The sequence below is a fragment of the Pseudomonas sp. S37 genome (assembly GCF_016658545.1).
Classification (GTDB): Bacteria; Pseudomonadota; Gammaproteobacteria; order Pseudomonadales; family Pseudomonadaceae; genus Aquipseudomonas.
This window is the reverse complement of sequence record NZ_JACVZC010000082.1, coordinates 1-21,190: the sequence shown is the minus strand read 5'-3', so window position 1 is coordinate 21,190 and position 21,190 is coordinate 1. Positions and strand designations below refer to the sequence as shown.

Genomic DNA, 21,190 nt, shown 5'->3' with positions numbered 1-21,190 from the left:
TAACGCACAGCAGCATAGCGACACTCCAAGGACCTACTACACATGAGCACGATGGGAAAAATCAAAGGCTGGCGACTAGCGATTGCCATGATTGCCCTGCCAATGATACTAGCGGCAGTATACTATTTCGTTTTCGCCGTAGACCGCTACGTAAGTTTTGCTCAGGTGGTAGTACGTCAGGACGGCAACAACTCTGCAGCACAAGTTCCAGGCATTGCCACACTGTTATCTGGAACAAATCCAGTTTCTCGCGAAGAAACACTCTACTTGAGAGAGTATATAGCCTCTACTGAAATGATGATGCTGCTGGAAGAGCGCACTCATTGGATTGAGGAATATGCCAAACAGCGCAGCGATGTCTTTTTCTGGCTTGACAACAAAGCCGACAGAGAAGACTTGCTAAAATACTACCAACGAATGGTCATCGCACACTTTGATGAGACCACTGGATTGCTACGCGTAGAGGTGCAAGCATTTACCCCGGAACTTTCCGAGCAAATACTCCGCACAATACTTCAAGCCAGCGAGCATTTTGTCAACGAAGTTAGCCATCGAATCGCTCGAGAGCAGATGAAGTTCGCCCAAATCGAGCTTGAGAATGCACGCAACACATACGCACAACGCAAAACAGAGCTTCTAGACTTCCAAAACGTGAACAAAGTTTTGGACGGCGGTAACTCCGCACAAAACCGAGCCACGATCATTGCAGAACTCGAAAGTCAGTACACAAAAGAGCAAGCCACTCTTACAGAGATGTCTTTCAAGCTTCGCGCCGACTCACCTCAAGTTCGCCAACAGAAACAAAAAGTCGACGCAATCACGCAACAGCTAACCAAGGAAAAACACACTTTAGTATCGTCCCCAAAAGGATCTCAACTGAACGTTGTAGCCTCTCGCTATCAACAGTTGATGCTTGATGCGGGGATTGCCGAAGCCAGCTATAAAACTGCTGTAGCGGCCCTAGATAACGCGCGAATTGAAACCAGCAAAAAAATTCGCACCCTTGTTACTGTTGTAAGCCCAAACACTCCACAACTGGCAGTTTACCCCGAGCGTTGGTACAACCTCGCTACTATTCTGCTTGGCCTACTAATGCTTTACGGCATTACCCGATTCATTCTAGCTTCGATCGAGGATCATCGTGATTAATTCCCTAGCCGTATGCAAGAAGCTTAACTTGAAGCTTGCCGCCGTGGCTTTTATTACGTTTGGCCTAACCGGTTGCGGCGGCACACTTTCAGGGGCAGGCCCATATAAGGGCACCATTGAGACTAAAAACGACACGTACAACCTCGTAGATATTAACGCAAACACAATCGCCCCATACATGCAAGGAGCATCCAAAGCCCCTACTGCGAATGTTATTAAGCCAGTATCGCCAGAAGTACGCTTAATGTCTGGCGACACACTCAATGTGCTTATTGCAGACACCGCGCCTGAAGGTGCAGCTTTGTTTGCGCCATTGGCAACAGGCGGAACTCAGCTTACAACCCGCATTGACACTCAGGGCATGCTTTCGCTTCCCTATGTGGGTCGTCAATTTGTGGCAGGCATGACACTCAATCAAGTTGAAAACTTGATCCGCCGCCAACTCAAGGGAATTACAACCGATGTGCAAACTCACGTCGAGCTTGTCGGTGACCTTTCAGGATCAGTACTGGTTGCTGGCGCAGTCAAAACACCAGGTCGATTCAGTACACTCCAGGGCCCCCTTACGCTGCTCGATGCAATCAACCAAGCAGGCGGCCCAGTTATGGAGCCTCATTTAGTTAATGTAACTGTACGTAATGGAAGTGATGTTCAGCAATTTAACTACGAAGAAATTCTAGCTGGCAACAATATGCAGCTCAAACCCAACTCTGAAGTAGTGCTTGATCGTGCTCGCCAACGATTTGTCGCTATGGGTGCGGTCGGGGAGCCAGGCTTGAAAGATCTCCCTAGTCAGAATACCAACCTACTCGACGCACTGGGTAGCGTCGGTGGACTTCGCGAGGCCAACGCCAATCCTGAAGGTGTATTCATATTCCGAATGGGCGATGGGGCAAAAGCTAAGCCCACCGTTCTACGTCTGAACATGCGCGACCCGGCTGCTATTTTCTACGCGCGCCAAATTGCCATCAAACCAGACGATACTATCTTTGTCACAAACGCGGCGGTATATGAGTGGCAAAAAATTATATCGCCGATCGTTCAAACACTGATTTTGGGTAGAACTGCCAATACCTTCTGACCCAAGGACAGGGAAAATTAATACGTTATTGCGGGCAAAGCATACATCTTTGCCCGCATTCAAAATCAGACAGGGCATTATTGACAATGGGCTCACTCAACAATCTCTTGACCTCCCCTGGCGCCTTTCTTAAAGGCCTGACAGGCAAAGGTAGCGCCAACACCCCAACGTTCGTGATTGGCTTCAGCACGTGGAAGCAATATCTACGCAAGTATTTTCCTGATCGCAATCTTTACTTCATAGATAAAAACATTTCAAAGCATGAGTTCGATTCACAGTGGAAGAAAAAGATAACTTCTCAATCTACTGCGGAAATTTTTGTCTGGGGTTTCAAAGCCCCCGACTTCATCTTTGATTTTGCACGGAAGAATGGAAAGAAGATTTTCCATGTAGAAGACGGCTTCATTCGTTCTGTCGGCTTGGGCGCCCAAAAGTCCCCGCCTATGTCCCTTACAATGGACAGCCGCACCCCTTACTTCGATGCGAGCAAGCCTTCCGACCTGGAGGTCCTGCTCAGCAGCTACAACTTCGATGCAGATACTGCTCTTATGACACGCGCACGGACCGCGCTGATCCTCATGCTCAAGCATGACGTGAGCAAGTACAATAATTCTCCACGACACGACATCGAAGCGCTCTACGGAGAAAAAGTAAAAAAAAGAATTCTCGTAATCGGTCAAGTTGAAGACGATGCCAGCATTTTGCTTGGCTGCGACTCCAAGATGACGAACAATGATCTTGTACGCTTAGCTTACAAAGAGAACCCGGGCGCACAAATTTTCTACAAACCGCACCCTGACGTTATGTCAGGTAATCGCCCTCAGCACTCAGACCCCCAGCAAGTAGAATCGCTCTGCCGCATCATCAAAGAGAATATATCGTTACCCCAGTCGTTCCACGGGGTAGATCATGTCTACACGCTTACCTCGCTTGCTGGCTTTGAAGCTATTTTACGCGGAATAAAGGTCACCACAATTGGATGTCCTTTCTATTCGGGCTGGGGTTTGACAGATGATCGTCAAGCGAACCCTCGTAGAACTCGACAGCTGAATGCAACGGAACTCTTCGCTGCCGCCTACATTCTTTACCCTAAATACTTCAACCCAGAGGAAGGGACAGTTTCAGATATTGAAACCGTTATATCGACAATGTCCGAAGCAATGCGTTTGATTCCAGGTGTGCCAGCCCTCGCTCCGTCCGTAGAGGTAATGCCAGCTAAAAGCGTACCCGCTAAGCCTGCTGCTAAAGCACCAGCAAAGCCGAAACCTGCGGCAAAGACTGAAGCGAAGCCAGTAGCAAAGGCTGTGGCGAAGCCCGCAGTTAAGGTCGATGCAAAACCAGTTGCGAAAGCTGTGGCAAAGCCCGTAGCAAAAATTGCACTCGACGACAACGGCATGCCAGAGTGGTTCAATCCTCGACCTGGCGACGAATTGAAAGCAGCCCTCTCATCATCCAAGCCATTATTCCTGTACATTCCTTGGATCGCTGGTCATGGGGATGCTTTGATTGAGAAAATCAATTGCAGTGAAAGGTACAACTTCGCACCTTTGGATTTTGTGAAAAATATTGACGGAAGTGGTGTTCGTCAATCTGTCTTGAGATACACCCGCACAGACCCCGCACTCTACCGCAGAATGTTAATAAATCGCCTTGTCCCTCTTCGCGGAAGAATTAAAGCGGTTGTATTCACATTCGACTGGTCCGCAACAATGCGCCTCATTGCCAGCGTTTGCGAAGAATTAAATATTCCGCGAATCCTTATCCCGCACGAATCTGTTTTCGTTGATCGTGAAAAATATTATTGGGATATTACCTCCAAGGCCTCAGTACCGTCTGCAGATCTCACTCTAGGCTGGGGCGGACTACAGAAAGAAATCTTCACCGAGCGCGGCTACCCTACAGAACTGTTCCGCAGTGTAGGAGCGCCAAAGTTTGACACCCATATTAACTATACACCTTCACTGACACGTCAACAGTTCTGCAAACTTTACGGACTAGACCACACTAAGCCGACCATACTTTTTGCATCCCAGCCACTCGATTCTCAGCTGGATAAAAAAACTGCTCAGCTGTCGCAGCAGAGGGCAATCCAAGATCTGGCAATAGTTGCCAAGGCTAAAGACCTGCAACTTCTGGTACGCCTACCGCCAAACAAAGAAGATATTCTCGGCTCAGCCACCCGCAAACTACTTGCCGAGTCCGATCATGTGGCACTGGACGAAGGGTATTGCTACCTGGTATCACCGGAAGAAGCTCTGTATCATTCCGACGTGGTAACATCCATAAACAGCACAATGCTGTTTGAAGGCTTGCTGATGGGAAGATACGCCCTTTCCATTAAGTACGTAGAATTCGATCAAATATGGGAAAAAGCTGGAATACCTGCAGCCAAAAACATTATTGAAATCGAAGAATACCTTGCTCAGTTTATCGACAAAACCTTCAAGTTGTCGGCAGAGGGAATGACTTGGGCCGCCGACATGTTCGGCATTGGTGAATTTGATGGCAATGCTGCTTCCCGGATTACGGCGGAATTGGAAGTAATCGCTGACGGTGGCGAAATTCCGAAAAAAGCCTGTGCAATAGAGAGGCTGCTAAACAAGCGGAGCTTGGATGTTATTGCTATTCCATCCTCACCCGCAACGCTGAGCACTACACAGCTTTATCTTCAACGCATGTTAAATGCTCGTACGCTTGTGAGCACTAGCGTCAAGGAAACAACAATCCAAAACCTAGCATCGGTTGAGGTTTTCTTCCAGTGGGGCATCACTGAATCGAACACCAAGAAGAACCAAAAAGAAATTGCCACCAAACTATCCAGACCTGTCGTATATGTAGAGGATGGTTTCATACGCTCACTCGACATTGGGCTGGCCAAAGAGCCTGGGCTTTCTATCATTCTTGACGACACAACCGCCTACTACGATGCGACTAAAATCTCGAGACTCAGCCGCCTCCTAGAAAGCGGTCCGGAACTAACGCAGGCTCAACTTGAGCGCAGCCGGTCAGCGATCGACCTGATAGTTAAAGAACGGATTTCTAAGTATAATCATGCACCCGATGTGCCTCTTACTATCGGCACTCCTGGCAGAAAGAAGGTTTTGCTCGTTGATCAGCGCTTTGGCGACCAGTCCGTTGCTTCAGGCCTCGGCTCTGAAGCAGCATTCAACAAAATGATTCAAGATGTATGCAGAGAAAGATCAGACTGTGACATTTTGATCAAACAGCATCCGGATGCAATTAAAGGCGGAAAGTCGAGCTACTTCAGCAATGAGAAGCTTGCATTCACGCAATATATGAACAACGTTTTCCCGATTCTCTTTGACATTAGTCCGTTTGCTCTATTTGACATTGTCGACGAAGTCTATGTGATGACTTCGGGAATGGGCTTTGAAGCCCTGATGGCCGGTAAAACGGTTCACTGCTATGGCATGCCATTCTACGCTGGCTGGGGGGCAACTGTTGACGAGCAATCACTGCCGTCGCGCACAAGAAGCCGCACAGTGGAAGAACTCTTCCATTTCGCCTATATTGAGAGCAGCCGCTACTTTAGCCCTGACCTGAATGGCCCTGCTGAAGTAGAGGATGTAGTCAAATATATAGCCGCTCTTAAGAAAAAATAAAATGTCGTATAGGGCGCCTTCATCGGCGCCCTTTGCATGAGGCACTGGAGACAACATGAAAATAGTAAATCTAGAGACTAATGAAGTAATTGGGACTCCCGTAGCCAACGACAAATGCAGCCTTCTTTTCAAGGGCCAAAATGCCAAGGTGGTATTTGGCACCAATGTAAAGCTGACCAATGTAAAAATTATATTTTCTGGTTCAAATGGAACTTTGATAATCGAAGATGGCTGCCAATTAATAGGCGACCTGCGCATCGTAGGCACAGGAACCTTAATTATTGGCAAAAGAACAAAATTCAATAAACCGTGCTGGATTCAGGCCTCAAACGGAACCTCACTGAAAATTGGTCAGAAATGTCTTTTTGCCAATGTGAGAATTCGCACTTCCGACATGCATTCGATCATTGACCTCACCACCAATAGCCGCATAAATCCTGATGCGGACGTTGTTATTGGCGATAGGGTATGGCTTGCTGAGAACACTAATATTTACAAAGGCGTTTCCATTGGCAATGGGTCGATCGTAGGCGCAGGGTCAATTGTTACTCGTAGCATCCCAGAGAACTCATTGGCGGCTGGTGTCCCTGCCAAAGTATTAAAATCAAACGTATCATGGGACGAAAAGCGCCTGTAAGCACCTTACTCAGCAAGCAAACTGTATACGCCACGCGACCCGAGGAGCAAATCAATGGCGATTGAAGTAATTTCCGGCAAGGAAGCGATGAAGTTTCTTAAGGAAAACAAGAACTCACGCTACCCTACACCTCAAATTAATAAAGAGCGCCTCTTTCCTTTCCCCAAGCCTGAGGCCGCACCGAGCTTCTCGATAAACAAAAGCTCTAACGTATTTACAATGGGCTCATGCTTTGCACGAGAAGTTGATAAAGCACTAGTATCCAGCGGATTTAATGTAATCTCTCGCAGCACAAACCTCTCAAAAGCAGTAGAACGCTCAGGCGCCGACGAGAGCTTATATAACAAATATACAATCCACTCCATCGTCAATGAACTGCGATGGGCCTTGGATCCTGAACATCCTTATGACCCCAGTCTTGCGCTAGTTCAAATCTCCGAGGACAACTGGACCGATCCACAGCTTGGTGGCAGCGCCTTCGCATCTAGCTATGAGAGCATGTGCGAATTTAGGGCATCATATTGCGACTCGATTGCAAGAGCAAAAGATGCCGACGTTATCATTATCACTCTCGGACTAGTTGAGGCCTGGTACGATAAAAAATCAAAGCTTTATCTTAATCTGGCCCCACATCCTCGCGCACTAAAGAACTCTCCAGAACGATTTGAGATGCGCGTGCTCGATTACAACGAAATCGTTTCTGAACTTCAAGAATTCTATGCTATTACGCAGCGCTTTTGCAAACCTGACGTAAAAATACTTATTACTGTTTCACCTGTACCGCTTCTGGCAACTTTCCGAGACCAGGACGTACTAGTAGCGAACACATACTCAAAGGCTGTACAACGCGCTGCTGTGGAGTACTTTATCCGCCAGCATGACAACATAGACTACTTCCCGAGCTTTGAATTTGTTACGCTTGGAGACCCGAATCACAACTGGTCTGGTGATTACCGCCATGTAAGCCCGCATGTAGTACAGCGAATTATGGGCAGTGTCATGAGCAAATACACTCAGGGCATAGACTTCCAGAAGAACATATTATCCTCTGAAATCAACTATCTCTACCAAAAAGAACAGTACTCTGAGATAATTAGCCGATTTGAACAGAACCCTTCCGTTAACCTCACCCTTACAGCCACCTATCGTATTGGGCTTTCCTACAAACACTCGGGCAAGACACCCAACGCCTTTGTAATGTTCGAGCGCTGCCTGCAACTTGATGAAAGCTACAAACCTGCACTTCAGAATGCCCTGAGCGCCGCAGCACAGCTTGGACTTTCTGAAAAATTCAACAAGTTACTAGCTGATCACGAGAAGTACCATCCTGACGAGTCCGAGTTCAGAAGGGCAAAGCTCGCCCAAATGCTAAATTCTTGAGCCTTCGGGCGGGGGGCTCTTAGCATGAGCCCCGCCGCTGAATCACCTACAAAGTATCTCATCCGCACTATTGAGACCTGCATCACCTTCAACTCTATTTCCTACTGTTCTCTTGCCATCAGGTTTAGCCATCGCCACAAATGGCATAACGACAGCAGCACCACTCGATACATCAAACCGATTACCAGATATCAAGTTATTGTCACCCTCGACCCTAACCGCCTCACCAATCCGACAAAAAATATTTTTTTCAATCCTATTATTATCTGCATAATCTCTATAGTACCTACCATCTGCAGTCACGGGGTTATCCCCACATTTCCACTTACTCAGATCACGACTCTGACGTGACGCAACCCACACCCCCACCTTTTCGTCCTTAAATACATTATTTTCAATCAAATTATCATTACTCGACTGCCATCTTAGCACTGCTCCTGGTCGATCAAAATTTTCACCGCAATTCTTATAGAGGAATATTCCGCCCGCTGCATTTTTCGAAAAAACGTTGCCCTTCACTATATTCTTTGCTGATGAATCGATTGCCAACGCCTCACGATGCCCCTTGGGCTTATCGACACCACCATTCTCAAGAAACTTATTATCAAGTATTGATATAGCTTGGGAACTCTGACCTAAATAAACCCCAACCCCTCGAGACTTTGTAATAGTCGAACGCTTCAGAATAGAATTATTCACATATGCATTAAAATGCACACCATTACCTCTTGACTCGGAAACATCCAACCGATCTAAAAGGATATTGCTGGGAGCCAGCGAAAAGCTTTTATTGCGGTCTCGATTTAGCTCCGGACCTGAAAGCCCACTAGTCACCATAACAGCAGCTTTATCGTACCCGCGAATCTTACAATTTGAGACCTCAACATTCTTTAATCCAGCTCCGCTTATAAATATTCCGTACCTATCGCCTTTCTCCCCGTACAAAGTAGCACCATTACACTCCAACCTAGTATTGCTTTGACGAATTTTGATTGTACCCTTGTAGGTGCAAGTCCCATCAAGCTTTATAATCCCTCCCTGCCCAGCAGATTCGGGAAGGTTACAATCCATTGCAGCCGCCCCTGCACTTGATGCTGCTAGACAAGCCACTACCACCGATAGAAACACGGAACTTCTTATATAAACCATAGTCATACATCTTTCCTCATTATGCAGAATCCACTTCACGCTTCGACGCAGGCCACGCGCACTACCCCTCACCTACCAACCCTAAACGCTGTAGCCCTATCTTAAATTGATAACTCTCGTCCTGAGTGCTATTATTCACCGTCATTTTTTTTGACAGAGCAACAACGATGTCTCACAGGGAACTCAGTGAGTGACCGTGACTCCTTTTAGCTCCTTTTTATGCAAATATGAAGTGAACCTATGATCAAGATCACCCCGTCAATCGAATGCTCCAACTCCGCCCCTTTCGTCCTGTTCGGCGGCATTAACGTACTGGAGTCCGCAGACCTGGCACTCACCGCCTGCGCAGAGTACGTTCGTGTCACCGAAAAGCTGGGTATCCCTTACGTTTTCAAAGCCAGCTTCGACAAAGCCAACCGTTCGTCCATCCACTCCTATCGTGGCCCAGGTATGGAAGAGGGCCTACGCATTTTCGAGAAGGTAAAGGCTGAGTTCGGCGTACCGGTGATCACCGACGTTCACGAAATTTACCAGTGCGCCCCGGTTGCCGAAGTAGCTGACGTACTGCAGCTGCCAGCGTTCCTGGCACGCCAAACCGACCTGGTAGCGGCACTGGCCAAGACTGGTAAGCCAGTAAACATCAAGAAGCCTCAGTTCCTGAGCCCTTCTCAGATGCAAAACATTGTGCACAAGTTCAAGGAAGCAGGTAACGACCAACTGATCCTGTGCGATCGCGGCAGCTGCATGGGTTACGACAACCTGGTTGTAGATATGCTGGGCTTCGGCGTCATGAAGCGCACTTGTGACGACCTGCCAATCATCTTCGACGTAACCCACGCCCTGCAGAACCGTGACCCTTCCGGTGCCGCTTCCGGTGGCCGTCGCGAGCAGGTTGTAGACTTGGCACGTGCAGGCATGGCTGTAGGCCTGGCCGGCCTGTTCCTCGAAGCACACCCAAACCCAGACCAAGCCAAATGCGATGGCCCAAGCGCCTTGCCGCTGGACAAACTGGAACCGTTCCTGGCGCAAATCAAAGCCCTGGACGATTTGGTCAAGTCCTTCGCGCCACTGACCATCTCGTAATTAGGTCTTGAGTAAACAAGGACTGTGACCATGGCAAGTTCTGATCAACGGGTCGCGATCGTCATTCCAGCGCGCTACGGCTCTACTCGCCTCCCAGGCAAGCCGCTGGCCGATATCGCTGGCAAACCGATGGTGCAGCACGTTTACGAACGGGCGCAGCAGGTTGCCAACGCTCAGGTAGTGGTTGTTGCTACCGACGACGAGCGCGTCGCACAAGCCGTGCGGGCTTTTGGCGGGGAATGCGTGATGACGTCGCCTGACCACCCGTCTGGCACCGATCGCCTCGCCGAGGTGATGAGCCAGGTTGATGCCGATATCTACATCAACCTGCAAGGTGACGAACCGTTGGTTCGCCCTGCGGATATCGAAGCACTAGCGGCGGGCATGCTTGCAGATGCCAGCGTTAACGTGGGTACTTTGTGCCACTCGATCGACGCTCACGAAGCCAGCAACCCAAATACCGTTAAAGTGGTACTTGCGGCCAATGGTAACGCGCTGTACTTCAGCCGTTCACCAATCCCCTACCCGCGTGACGCGGAGGTAGCTACTTACCTGAAGCATGTTGGTGTGTATGCGTACCGTCGGGGTGTATTGGCGGAGTATGCGGGCTTGCCCCAGCCGATGATGGAGCATGCCGAAAAGCTTGAGCAACTTCGCTTGATGGCTGCCGGTTACACCATACGTGCTTATGTGGTTGAACCCACGGGCCCAGGCGTAGATACACCCGAGTGCCTTGAGCAGGTACGCGCAATCATGAGCGGCCAGCCACAAGTATTGAAGCCGGCATTGGCGGATATCCGCTTGGTTATCACTGATGTCGACGGCGTACTGACCGACGGCGGTATCTACTACGACGCCACTGGTGAATGCCTAAAGCGCTTCCATGTACGTGATGGCATGGGGATGCGCCTGCTGGAAGAAAACGGCGTACGCGTTGCTGTGTTGTCCGGGCGCGATTCGGCCACTTTGCGCAAGCGGGTTGCTGACCTGGGCATCACCCTGTGTCAGTTCGGGGTCAAGGATAAGCTTGCAGCCTGCAATCAGCTAATGGCTGACGCTGGTGTGACGCCGGCACAGACCGTTTGCATCGGCGATGACTGCATCGACCTACCTGCCTTCGCTGCATGCGGTATGTCTTATGCCGTTGCAGACGCACCGGTATATGTCAAGGCAGCGGCAACGCACACCTTGAACGCTGCTGGCGGCACGGGTGCATTCCGCGAACTGGCGGATGCCATTTTGCATGCCCAGGGCAACGCTGCAGTACTAGGTACTGCGGCGGGCTACGCTCAAGTCATGGCCAAAATGGCGCAGTAAGCCTTACCGGCAACAAGGCTTTATTTAGCTTGTTGCCCAAAAAAGGGCAGTCCCAGATAATCTAGGAACTGCCCTTTTTCACATCTGCTATCAGTCGAAGATTTCGACTACACCAACGACATTTTTGTCGGAATCAGCCACCGCCAGTGCGCGAATCTTGTTGTCGCGCATATAGGCCTCCGCTTCAGACAGCTGGGCATCTTCCTGAATAGTGTGCGGATCAACTGTCATGAACTGAACCACTGGAGCGTGCACGATGCTTTCATCGTCCAGCAGTGCACGGCGCAAGTCACCATCAGTAACAATACCAACCAGCTTGTCATCATCCATAACCACTGCCAGACCTAATCGGCTACGAGTCATGACCAAGAGGCAATCGTGGAAGCTAGTAGCCGGAGTCACAACTGGAGCTGGGGAATGCATGACGTCGCGAACGCGGGTCAGCAGCTTGCGACCCAGGCTACCGCCGGGGTGGTAACGTGCGAAGTCCATCGGTTTAAACTGGATCGCTTCGATCAATGCCACTGCAAGAGCATCGCCCATAGCCATGGTCGCCAGGGTCGAAGTTGTTGGCGCCAGGTTGTTCGGGCAAACCTCGCGCTCTACCGAAATATCCAGCCAGATATCGGCATGCTTCGCCAGGGTGGACTGACCATTGCCGGTCATCGCAATGATTTTATTACCGAAGGACTTGAGGCTTGGGATCAGCTTGATTAGCTCATCGGTTTCGCCGCTGTAGCTGATCAGAATCAGCACATCTATCGGCTTGAGCATGCCCAGATCGCCGTGGAACGCCTCGGCTGGGTGCAGGAAGAAGCTCGGGGTACCCGTGGACGCGAAAGTCGCGACCATTTTCTGGCCAATCAGGCCCGACTTACCCATACCACAAACTACGGTACGACCCTTGCAACCAAGGATCAGCTCAACTGCATTTTGAAACTCGCCATCCAGGCGATCAGCCAGCTGAGTAACAGCTTGAGCTTGGGCGATTAAGGCTTCTTTGGCGATAGTGAGATGGTTCATGTTCGTCCCTGACGACTGTCTAGTTTAACCGAAGGCGCGAATGTTAAGGTTTTTGCAACAGTAAGCAAAGTCAAAGTAGCGAAATCTGACTGGCGGGTCGCCGTCAGTTCGCCTCACAAGCCACGTAATAGCTGCATTTTCGACTGCAAGTGAGTTTTCTGGAGTCCACGAGCAATGATGGCATTTAGCCGCCATCATGAAATAATCGCTTCCCCCCCTGCCAGCACGCAAACCACCTCAGAAACACTGTGCATATCTACTTGTCGTTAAGCCCTAGCCAGGCGGACTATCGTGCCTGTTCTGGGGCTTCAATCCACCGATCAACTTCTATCGGCTGTTGCCCACGCCACCTCCTTCGGCCAGAATGCGCGCCTTTTTCCACCCTCCCCCTCTCAGTCAGGAGACTAACGATGCCTAGTCGTCGTGAGCGTGCCAACGCCATTCGCGCCCTCAGCATGGATGCCGTGCAAAAGGCTAATAGCGGCCACCCAGGTGCCCCCATGGGCATGGCGGATATCGCCGAAGTACTGTGGCGTGACTACCTGAAGCACAACCCGAGCAATCCGGATTTCGCCGACCGTGACCGCTTCGTGCTGTCCAACGGCCACGGTTCGATGCTGATCTACTCGCTGCTGCACCTGACCGGCTACGACCTGTCGATCGACGACCTCAAGGCCTTCCGCCAGCTGCACAGCCGCACCCCGGGTCACCCGGAATACGGCTACACCCCAGGTGTCGAGACCACCACTGGCCCGCTCGGCCAGGGCCTGGCCAACGCCGTGGGCTTCGCCCTGGCAGAAAAAGTCCTGGGCGCCCAGTTCAACCGTGACGGCCACAACATCGTCGACCACAACACCTACGTGTTCCTGGGCGACGGCTGCATGATGGAAGGCATCTCCCACGAAGTCGCTTCGCTGGCCGGCACCCTGGGCCTGAACAAGCTGATCGCCTTCTATGACGACAACGGCATCTCCATCGACGGCGAAGTGCACGGCTGGTTCACCGACAACACCCCGGCGCGCTTCGAAGCCTACAACTGGCAGGTGATCCGCAACGTCGACGGCCACGATGCCGAAGAAATCAAGATGGCCATCGAGACGGCTCGCAAGAGCGACCGCCCGACCCTGATCTGCTGCAAGACCACCATCGGTTTCGGTTCGCCGAACAAGCAGGGCAAGGAAGACTGCCACGGCGCACCGCTGGGCAACGACGAAATCGCCCTGACCCGCCAGGCCCTGAACTGGAACCACGGCCCGTTCGAAATCCCGGCCGACATCTACGCCGAATGGGATGCCAAGGCTGCCGGTGCCAAGGCCGAAGCCGACTGGAACCAGCGCTTCGACGCCTACGCCAAGGCCTTCCCGGAGCTGGCTGCCGAGTTCAAGCGCCGTGACAGCGGCGAGCTGCCGGCTGACTTCAGCGCCAAGGCCCAGGCCTACATCGAAGAAGTGGCTGCCAAGGGCGAAACCATCGCCAGCCGCAAGGCCAGCCAGAACGCACTGAACGCCTTCGGCCCTCTGCTGCCCGAGTTCCTCGGCGGCTCGGCTGACCTGGCCGGCTCCAACCTGACCCTGTGGAAGGGTTGCAAGGGCGTAGAAGCCAATGACGCCAGCGGCAACTACGTGTTCTACGGCGTGCGCGAGTTCGGCATGACCGCCATCATGAACGGCGTTGCCCTGCACGGCGGCCTGGTGCCTTACGGCGCGACCTTCCTGATGTTCATGGAATACGCCCGCAACGCCGTGCGCATGTCGGCACTGATGAAGCAGCGCGTGATCCACGTGTACACCCACGACTCCATCGGCCTGGGCGAAGACGGCCCGACTCACCAGCCGATCGAGCAGCTGACCAGCCTGCGCAGCACGCCGAACCTGGACACCTGGCGCCCGGCCGACGCGGTGGAATCTGCCGTGTCCTGGAAAAACGCCCTGGAGCGCAAGGACGGCCCTTCGGCGCTGATCTTCTCGCGCCAGAACCTGCAGCACCAGGACCGCAACGCCCAGCAGATCGCCGACATCAGCCGCGGTGGCTACGTGCTCAAGGACTGCGCAGGCGAGCCTGAGCTGATCCTGATCGCTACCGGTTCCGAAGTGGGCCTGGCCGTTCAGGCCTTCGACAAGCTGACCGAACAAGGCCGCAAGGTGCGTGTGGTTTCCATGCCATGTACCAGCGTGTTCGATGCCCAGGACGCTACCTACAAGCAGTCCGTGCTGCCGCTGGAAGTGGGCGCGCGCATCGCCATCGAAGCTGCCCACGCCGACTTCTGGTACAAGTACGTCGGCCTGGAAGGTCGTATCATCGGCATGACCACCTACGGTGAGTCGGCGCCGGCTTCGGCACTGTTCGAAGAGTTCGGTTTCACCCTGGAAAACATCCTCGGTACTGCCGAAGAGCTGCTGGAAAACTGATACAGGCGTAAGGCGAGGGCTTTGCCCTCGTTTCACGACACAAGGCCGCTCCTACAGGGTACTGCGCACGCCGTTCCATGTGGGAGCGGCCTTTTGCCGAGCTGGGGCCGCATGGGCTCGGCAAAAATATTCATTACCGTGCGTTGCTACTCCACCGTTTGGGGCAACAATCCGAAGAAATCGGAGCCCTTGAAATCAGCCAGCCCAGAGGCGCAACGCCTTGGGTTCAATAGCCTCAGCCCCATACTGCCTGGCCCTCTTGTCCTTCTAAATCAATGTCTTGATGTAACTTTTCATTGTGCCCAACACTCTCATACAGCAGCATACCCTTCCTTCATAGCTTTAAGCCGGACGCATGGCATTGCCAACATGGATGTAACTACCCCCCCTACACCCCCGCATTTGAGCAGCAAAACGCTCTATCGCTGGCACCGGGCCTCACTCGAAGAGCACCTGCGTGCGTTAAAGCCCGAATGGGCCGACAAGCCGCTGAATATCACCAGCGAAGTCTTAGGCGGCAACGCCTCCTTTGTAAATTATGTTCGGCATCATCACCTGCTTGATCCAAGCACCGGCCAGCCAGTCGAGGTTGTAGAAAAGTCGATTCGCAAGCTGGCACTTATCGGAAGCCAGGAGGCCCGATTCCATCGCACAGAGGGGATGCTGGCCGGAAGCAAGCACTTCCATTACCCCTCCTGCCTAGGCGTCATCGAGACGCCATGCGAGAGCCTGATATTTACTGAGTTCGTTCGCGGTAAACCGCCACGGATGCACAAAATTGGCAAGCAGCTAGCGCTAGGTGTCGCCGAGCTGGAGGTGCTCAGCCACAATTACTTGCAAGCCCAGCCGCTTGGCAAAGCACCCTTGCTGTGGAGCATGGATTTCTTCAGGCCTTGGTTTCTCTTGCGCCCACGCTTCAACTTTGCCCGTTGTCTACCAGAGCTTGTAAAGCTTGGGCTTGAGGATCAACGGTTTGCCGATCTGGCAGAGCGATTCAAAGCGTTTATACCGCTGACACAGAAAATGGCTGCTGAGGCCCGTCGAAGCCCCCACTGCATCAGCCACATGGACTACCTGCAAAAGAACCTGTTCGTCGACAAAGGCCAATTGCACCTTATCGACTGGAGCGAGGTGAAGGTCGGCCGGATTGGCTTTGACGGCGGCGCCTACCTGGGCAGCCTGTTCCGGCGCAAGGACATGAAGGTGTTCCTGACAGCACAGACCGACTTCATTGAGTCGTACCGTGCCGCCCTGTCAGAGCGCTTTGATGTGGAGCAGGCGCTCAGGAACTTACGCTACGTATTCCTACTCACAGCCCTGTTCCACTGCCTGCGCCCGGAGACGGTTGCCGAGTACAAGGAACGCGACCGAATGGCGTTGCTGCTGGAAAAATACAACTATTTGCTGGGGTTGCTTGATCAGGGATAGAGCGGCGTTTTTGCTGGGTGGCAAAAAGCTTCGCGGGCAAGCCCCCGCCTACACCGAGCGGCGTATCAACCCCGGTTTATGGGAGTTTGCGGGGATTAGATAGCACTTTGATGCCATAGGTCATCATTTGCACGGATCGTCTAATTTCTTTTCGCGTTTTTTGCCCAACGGCGCGCCTACAAATGTGAATTTGTATTAAGATTCGCCACCCTTTGATTTCAACGGACCCGCAGGGCTACAAGCCCCTGCCGCCCCTTTGCTGAATGGATGCCGCTCCACGTTTATGGACGACGCTTCGCCCCGCCCTCGCCTGCTGGTCCTGTCAAAAGGCGCCCAGCGCATCAGTACGTTGCCTGCATTGCTGCCCGAATTCGCGCTGCAAAACGGGGCTGTGCGCGATGTCGAGCTTGCTGACTGGGTAATGGCTTGGGGCCGCAAGCCAAGCGCCATCAAGGCCATGGCCGAGGCGCGCAAGGCCGGCAAGCCCGTCCTCACACTGGAAGACGGCTTCATCCGCTCCGTAGGCCTGGGCGCCGATGAGCCGCCCCTGTCGCTGATCGTCGATGACGTAGGTGTGTATTACGACGCCACTCAGCCATCGCGCCTCGAACAGCTGATCGCCACTCCCCTCAACGCCGAACAAACCGAACGTGCCCTGGCGCTGCGTAGCTTGTGGCAGCAACAGCGCGTGTCCAAGTACAACGACGCACGTATCGAGCTGCCAGCGCTGCCGGCGGACTGCGTGCTGGTGGCTGACCAGACCTGTGGCGATGCCTCGCTGCAAGGCGCAGGCGCCGATGAGTTCCGGGCCATGCTGGATGCGGCGTTGGCGCGCTACCCGCACAGCACTGTCGTGCTCAAGGTGCACCCTGACGTGGTGGCCGGGCGCAAGGCCGGGCACTTCGACCTGGCGGCGCTGGCCAGCAACCCGCGTGTGCAGGTGCTGGCACGCAATGTCCACCCGGCCGACTTGTTGCCACGCATGCGTGCGGTGTTTGTCATGACGTCGCAACTGGGCTTCGATGCCCTGTTGTGGAACGTGCCGGTGCACACCTGGGGCATGCCGTTCTATGCCGGCTGGGGGCTGACCGATGACCGCCTGCCAGCGCCTTCGCGGCGCAAGCCGGTGCCGTTGGCGCAGCTGGTTCATGCCAGCCTGGTGGCTTACCCGCGCTATGTATGCCCGGAACGTGGCCAAGCGTGCACGCCAGAGGTGCTGATCAACTGGCTGGGCCTGCAACGGCGGCACCGCAGCGTGTTGCCGAGCGCGGTGCAGATGCTGGGTTTCAGCCGCTGGAAAGAGCCGCTGGCCAACCTGTTTTTCAACGGCGCAGCCATTCGTTTCGTCAAGCCTGAGCAGCCGCTGGCGCAAGATGTGCCGGTGGTGTCCTGGGGCTGCAAGCACGACACCGACCTTAGTGCCCACCCACTGCCGGTCAACCGGGTAGAAGACGGTTTTCTGCGCTCGGTCGGCCTGGGTGCCGGCAAGGCGCGGCCGTTGTCGTGGGTGGTGGATGACCTGGGCATCTACTACGACGCCACCCGGCCTTCGCGCCTGGAACGCATCCTCGCCGACGAGTCATTCGACCCGCAGCTGCTGGACCGCGCCCAAGCGTTGCGCCTGGCCATCTGCGCGGCGGGGCTTACCAAGTACAACTTGCCTGGCGCCAGCTGGCAGCGCCCGGCACATGCGCAGCGGGTGATTCTGGTGCCTGGCCAGGTGGAGGGCGATGCGTCCATCCGCTTTGGCGGCAACCGTATCCGCAGCAACCTGCAACTGCTGCGCGCCGTGCGTGAGCAAAACCCGGGTGCGTGGGTGCTGTACAAACCCCACCCAGAGGTACTGGCCGGCACCCGCGCGCGGGGTGACGACGAAGCGCAAACCGTGCACTGGTGCGATGAAGTGATCGGCGACACGCCACTGCAGCAGTTGCTGGAGGTGGTCGACGAATTGCATGTGCTGACCTCGCAATCGGGCTTCGAGGCCCTGTTGCGCGGTATACCGGTAACCACTTATGGCCAGCCGTTTTATGCCGGCTGGGGGCTGACGCGCGACATGGACCTGCAAGCGGCGGTGCAGGCGCGGCGCAGCCGGGCGCTGACGCTGGACCAGTTGGTGGCGGGCACGCTGTTGCTCTACCCCACTTACGTAAGCCTGGTCACCAACCGCTTTACCACCGCCGAACAAACCTTATACGAACTACAAAACTGGCACGCCTTACCGCAGCCTGGAGCTCCCTCCCGATGGCAGGACTTGAAACGACGCTTGAGCAGTTTGTTGGGCAGGAAGCGCCCGACCAACTGAATGCAAGGGCGACGCGTGGTCCGCTGCTGCGTATCCCGTCCCACAATTTTCTGTTTCTACAGGGTGTCAGTTCGCCCTTCTTCAGCCGCTTGGCCAAGGGGCTGCGTGATATCGGCCAGCAAGTGCACAGCGTGCGCTTCAATGTCGGTGACGCCCTGTATGGCCCCGGTGGCGCACGGCTTACCTGCCCACACCGCCCGGAAGACATGGAGGCCTGGTATGCACAGGTGTTCCGCCAACTGGACATCACCGACCTGGTGCTGTTTGGCGACTGCCGCCCGGTGCACCGCCCGGCCGTGACCCTGGCGCGACTGTCGGGTGTTCGCGTGCATGTGTTCGAGGAAGGCTACTTCCGGCCCTACTGGGTGACACTGGAGCGTGACGGGGTGAACTACAACTCGCGCCTGCCACGTGACCCGCAGTGGTACCGCGACGTGGGCAAGCACATTCCGCGCTACCAGAATGGCAACCCGTTCAAGCTGTCGTTCGCCGCGCGTGCCACGCACGATGTGCTGTACCACGCTGGCGGTGCGCTTAACCGGCTGTGCTTTCCGCGCTACCGCACCCATGCGCCGTTCAATGCGGCCATGGAGTACGCCGGCTTCATCCGCCAGGGCATGCGCCTGCTGCGGGCGCGGGTGCATGACGATGCCCTGGTGGCAGAAGCGGCACGCGAGCGGCACCCTACGTTCCTGCTACCTTTGCAGCTGGACAGCGATGCGCAAATCCGCGACCACTCGCCGTTCCAGAACATGACCCAGGTGATCGAGCACGTGATCGACTCGTTCTCGCTCAACGCGCCTTTCGATGCGCGCCTGCTGGTAAAAAACCACCCGCTGACGCCGGGGCTGGTCAACTACCGCAAGGTCACTGAGCAATTGGCGCGCAAGTATGACGTGGCCGACCGTGTCGATTTCATGGAAAGCGGGCACATGCCCACGCTGCTTTCGCACATCGCCGGCATGGTCACCGTCAACAGCACCGCTGGGGCGTCAGCTATCCTGCACCATCGCCCGACTTGCACATTGGCCGAGCCGATCTATGCCATGCCGGGGCTTACCCACCAAGGCGGGCTGGACGACTTCTGGCAGCACCCCGAAGCACCCGACAAAATTCTGTTCCAGCGCTTCCGCAACACCGTCATCCACACCACCCAGGTCAACGGCGGCTTCTACACCGCCTGCGGCATGGACATGGCCGTGGCCAACTGCCTGGAAGTGCTGATGGCAAAAACTTCAAGAATCGAAAAATACCTATGAGTTCGCACGCCTCTCCCCGCTGCATCCTCATCACCGGCGCCACGGGCGGTATCGGCGGCGCGCTGGCGCCGGCCTATGCGGCCCCGGGCGTTACGCTGATCCTGCAAGGCCGGCGCCACGAGCGCCTGGCGGAAATGGCTGAGCAATGCCGCGCCCTGGGCGCCCAGGTGCTGCTCGAAGCCCTCGACGTGCGCGACCTGGACGCGCTGCGGGCGATGGTGCGGCGGGTGAGCGAGCAGCATCAGCCCGACCTGGTGCTGGTCGGCGCCGGGCTTAACACCGCCGTGGGCGCCAATGGCGAACCGGAAGCTTGGGACGACAGCCGCGCACTGATGGAAGTGAACGTGATGGCCGCGCTGGCCACCGTCGAGGCGGCCTTGCCGGCCATGCGCAGCCGTGGCAACGGGCAAATCGCCCTGTTCAGCTCGTTGGCGGGCTGGCGTGGGTTGCCGGTTACCCCTACCTACAGCGCCAGCAAGGCGGCCATCCGCGTGTATGGCGAGGCCATACGCGACTGGCTGGCGCCGGAAGGGGTGAAGGTGAATGTGATTGTGCCGGGGTATGTGGAGTCGAAGATGTGCTTCGAAATGCCTGGGCCAAAACCGTTTTTGTGGACCGCCGAAAAAGCGGCCAGGCGTATCAAGCGCGGGCTGGCGGCGAACCAGGCGCGTATCAGTTTTCCGTTCCCGCTCAACCTGGGCACCTGGCTGCTGGGGCTTATCCCGCAGTGGCTTTCTTCGATGATCCTGCGTGGGCTGAAGTACAGTGATTGAAATTTCCTTGTTGCCGGTTGCTGTGATCGGCCTTGGCTTGACTGTGGCGGTCGAGCGCCTGCTGCACCCCCGCCCTGCCCTGCGCCGCCCGGCCGATTGCTGGATGCTGCATGCCGGGCTGTGGTGCGTGGGTTTTGGGCTGCTGTATGCGCTGACGGCGCGGCCGTTGTTCAGTGGGGTCAACCTGCTTTTGCTGTGGCTGCTGATCGTGCTGGTGAGCAATTCGAAGTATCACTCGCTGCGCGAGCCGTTTGTGTGTGCAGACTTTGAATATTTCAGCGATGCAGTGAAGTTTCCGCGCTTGTACCTGCCGTTTTTCGGTTTCGGCAAGGCGGCGTTGCTGGCGGTGGGCTTTCTGGTTTACCTGTGGGCGGGGCTTAGCTTCGAGGTGCCGGGTGCGCGGCTAGAAGCGCTGCTGCCGCTGGTGGTGGGGCTGGGGTTGTTGCGTTTGGGGCATCGACCGGTGCAGCCGAGCTTTGATGCCGAGAGGGATGTGCGGGGCTGGGGGTTGGCGGCCAGTTTGTGGCGGTACTTCTGGGCGGCGCGGGCGCCGGTGGATCGGGCGGGGTTGGGGT

At 54.7% G+C, this 21,190-nt stretch carries 14 protein-coding genes and 1 pseudogene; 13 read left to right on the top strand and 2 right to left on the bottom strand.

What is annotated here, in order from left to right; translation table 11 throughout:
• The first annotated feature begins 42 nt into the window (after positions 1-42).
• The 5 genes from IAE39_RS20760 (at position 43) to IAE39_RS20740 (ending at position 7,870) form a co-directional block, all read left to right on the top strand.
• A complete protein-coding gene (locus tag IAE39_RS20760) occupies positions 43-1,149 on the top strand; it encodes an ABC transporter permease (RefSeq protein WP_201206022.1) in 1,107 nt (368 codons plus the stop codon).
• 28 nt (positions 1,150-1,177) lie between these two features.
• Complete coding sequence (locus IAE39_RS20755) at positions 1,178-2,230, top strand: polysaccharide biosynthesis/export family protein (RefSeq protein WP_236548732.1); 1,053 nt, start codon at positions 1,178-1,180, stop codon at positions 2,228-2,230.
• Between the two features lie 86 nt (positions 2,231-2,316).
• A complete protein-coding gene (locus IAE39_RS20750; RefSeq protein ID WP_201206018.1) occupies positions 2,317-5,853 on the top strand; it encodes a capsular polysaccharide export protein, LipB/KpsS family in 3,537 nt (1,178 codons plus the stop codon).
• Between the two features lie 55 nt (positions 5,854-5,908).
• A complete protein-coding gene (locus tag IAE39_RS20745; protein WP_201206016.1) occupies positions 5,909-6,490 on the top strand; it encodes an acyltransferase in 582 nt (193 codons plus the stop codon).
• A 54-nt stretch (positions 6,491-6,544) separates the two neighbouring features.
• Positions 6,545-7,870: a GSCFA domain-containing protein gene (locus IAE39_RS20740; RefSeq protein ID WP_201206014.1), complete on the top strand. Its 1,326-nt coding sequence runs from the start codon at positions 6,545-6,547 to the stop codon at positions 7,868-7,870.
• 42 nt (positions 7,871-7,912) lie between these two features.
• Here IAE39_RS20740 and IAE39_RS20735 read toward each other — a convergent pair whose 3' ends face one another.
• On the bottom strand, positions 7,913-9,025 hold the full coding sequence (locus tag IAE39_RS20735) for a right-handed parallel beta-helix repeat-containing protein (protein ID WP_201206012.1): 1,113 nt from the start codon (positions 9,023-9,025) through the stop codon (positions 7,913-7,915).
• A 234-nt stretch (positions 9,026-9,259) separates the two neighbouring features.
• Between IAE39_RS20735 and kdsA the strand changes: the two genes are divergently transcribed.
• Positions 9,260-10,102 (top strand): 3-deoxy-8-phosphooctulonate synthase, encoded by an 843-nt coding sequence (gene kdsA, locus IAE39_RS20730; protein WP_201206010.1) that lies wholly within the window; start codon positions 9,260-9,262, stop codon positions 10,100-10,102.
• A gap of 30 nt (positions 10,103-10,132) precedes the next feature.
• The gene (gene kdsB, locus IAE39_RS20725) at positions 10,133-11,419 is read left to right on the top strand and encodes a 3-deoxy-manno-octulosonate cytidylyltransferase (RefSeq protein WP_201206008.1); all 1,287 of its coding nucleotides are present in this window, start codon (positions 10,133-10,135) and stop codon (positions 11,417-11,419) included.
• Positions 11,420-11,509: 90 nt separating this feature from the next.
• On the opposite strand, the gene IAE39_RS20720 is transcribed toward kdsB, so the two are convergent.
• Entirely contained in the window at positions 11,510-12,442 is a 933-nt protein-coding gene (locus IAE39_RS20720) for a KpsF/GutQ family sugar-phosphate isomerase (protein WP_201206006.1), read from the bottom strand.
• Positions 12,443-12,852: 410 nt separating this feature from the next.
• Between IAE39_RS20720 and tkt the strand changes: the two genes are divergently transcribed.
• The 6 genes and pseudogenes from tkt to IAE39_RS20690 form a co-directional block, all read left to right on the top strand.
• Positions 12,853-14,850 (top strand): transketolase, encoded by a 1,998-nt coding sequence (tkt, locus tag IAE39_RS20715; protein ID WP_201206004.1) that lies wholly within the window; start codon positions 12,853-12,855, stop codon positions 14,848-14,850.
• 369 nt (positions 14,851-15,219) lie between these two features.
• The gene (locus IAE39_RS20710; RefSeq protein ID WP_201206002.1) at positions 15,220-16,278 is read left to right on the top strand and encodes a phosphotransferase; all 1,059 of its coding nucleotides are present in this window, start codon (positions 15,220-15,222) and stop codon (positions 16,276-16,278) included.
• 283 nt (positions 16,279-16,561) lie between these two features.
• A complete protein-coding gene (locus IAE39_RS20705) occupies positions 16,562-18,583 on the top strand; it encodes a capsular polysaccharide biosynthesis protein (protein WP_201206000.1) in 2,022 nt (673 codons plus the stop codon).
• A complete protein-coding gene (locus IAE39_RS20700) occupies positions 18,523-19,842 on the top strand; it encodes a capsule biosynthesis protein (RefSeq protein ID WP_201205998.1) in 1,320 nt (439 codons plus the stop codon). Before IAE39_RS20705 ends, IAE39_RS20700 begins: the two co-directional genes overlap by 61 nt.
• Positions 19,839-20,615, top strand: coding sequence for an SDR family NAD(P)-dependent oxidoreductase (locus IAE39_RS20695; protein ID WP_201205996.1), 777 nt, complete (start codon positions 19,839-19,841; stop codon positions 20,613-20,615). Before IAE39_RS20700 ends, IAE39_RS20695 begins: the two co-directional genes overlap by 4 nt.
• A 7-nt stretch (positions 20,616-20,622) precedes the next feature.
• Positions 20,623-21,190: pseudogene (locus tag IAE39_RS20690) on the top strand (LTA synthase family protein); the annotation flags it as partial.

Excerpts from the sequence above, each read along its gene's own strand:
- IAE39_RS20735 (WP_201206012.1), bottom strand. The coding sequence starts at position 9,025 with ATGACTATGGTTTATATAAGAAGTTCCGTGTTTCTATCGGTGGTAGTG.
- tkt (WP_201206004.1), top strand. The coding sequence starts at position 12,853 with ATGCCTAGTCGTCGTGAGCGTGCCAACGCCATTCGCGCCCTCAGCATG.
- IAE39_RS20720 (WP_201206006.1), bottom strand. The coding sequence starts at position 12,442 with ATGAACCATCTCACTATCGCCAAAGAAGCCTTAATCGCCCAAGCTCAA.
- IAE39_RS20700 (WP_201205998.1), top strand. The coding sequence starts at position 18,523 with ATGGCAGGACTTGAAACGACGCTTGAGCAGTTTGTTGGGCAGGAAGCG.
- IAE39_RS20750 (WP_201206018.1), top strand. The coding sequence starts at position 2,317 with ATGGGCTCACTCAACAATCTCTTGACCTCCCCTGGCGCCTTTCTTAAA.
- kdsB (WP_201206008.1), top strand. The coding sequence starts at position 10,133 with ATGGCAAGTTCTGATCAACGGGTCGCGATCGTCATTCCAGCGCGCTAC.
- IAE39_RS20760 (WP_201206022.1), top strand. The coding sequence starts at position 43 with ATGAGCACGATGGGAAAAATCAAAGGCTGGCGACTAGCGATTGCCATG.
- IAE39_RS20695 (WP_201205996.1), top strand. The coding sequence starts at position 19,839 with ATGAGTTCGCACGCCTCTCCCCGCTGCATCCTCATCACCGGCGCCACG.
- kdsA (WP_201206010.1), top strand. The coding sequence starts at position 9,260 with ATGATCAAGATCACCCCGTCAATCGAATGCTCCAACTCCGCCCCTTTC.
- IAE39_RS20745 (WP_201206016.1), top strand. The coding sequence starts at position 5,909 with ATGAAAATAGTAAATCTAGAGACTAATGAAGTAATTGGGACTCCCGTA.
- IAE39_RS20710 (WP_201206002.1), top strand. The coding sequence starts at position 15,220 with ATGGATGTAACTACCCCCCCTACACCCCCGCATTTGAGCAGCAAAACG.
- IAE39_RS20705 (WP_201206000.1), top strand. The coding sequence starts at position 16,562 with ATGGACGACGCTTCGCCCCGCCCTCGCCTGCTGGTCCTGTCAAAAGGC.
- IAE39_RS20740 (WP_201206014.1), top strand. The coding sequence starts at position 6,545 with ATGGCGATTGAAGTAATTTCCGGCAAGGAAGCGATGAAGTTTCTTAAG.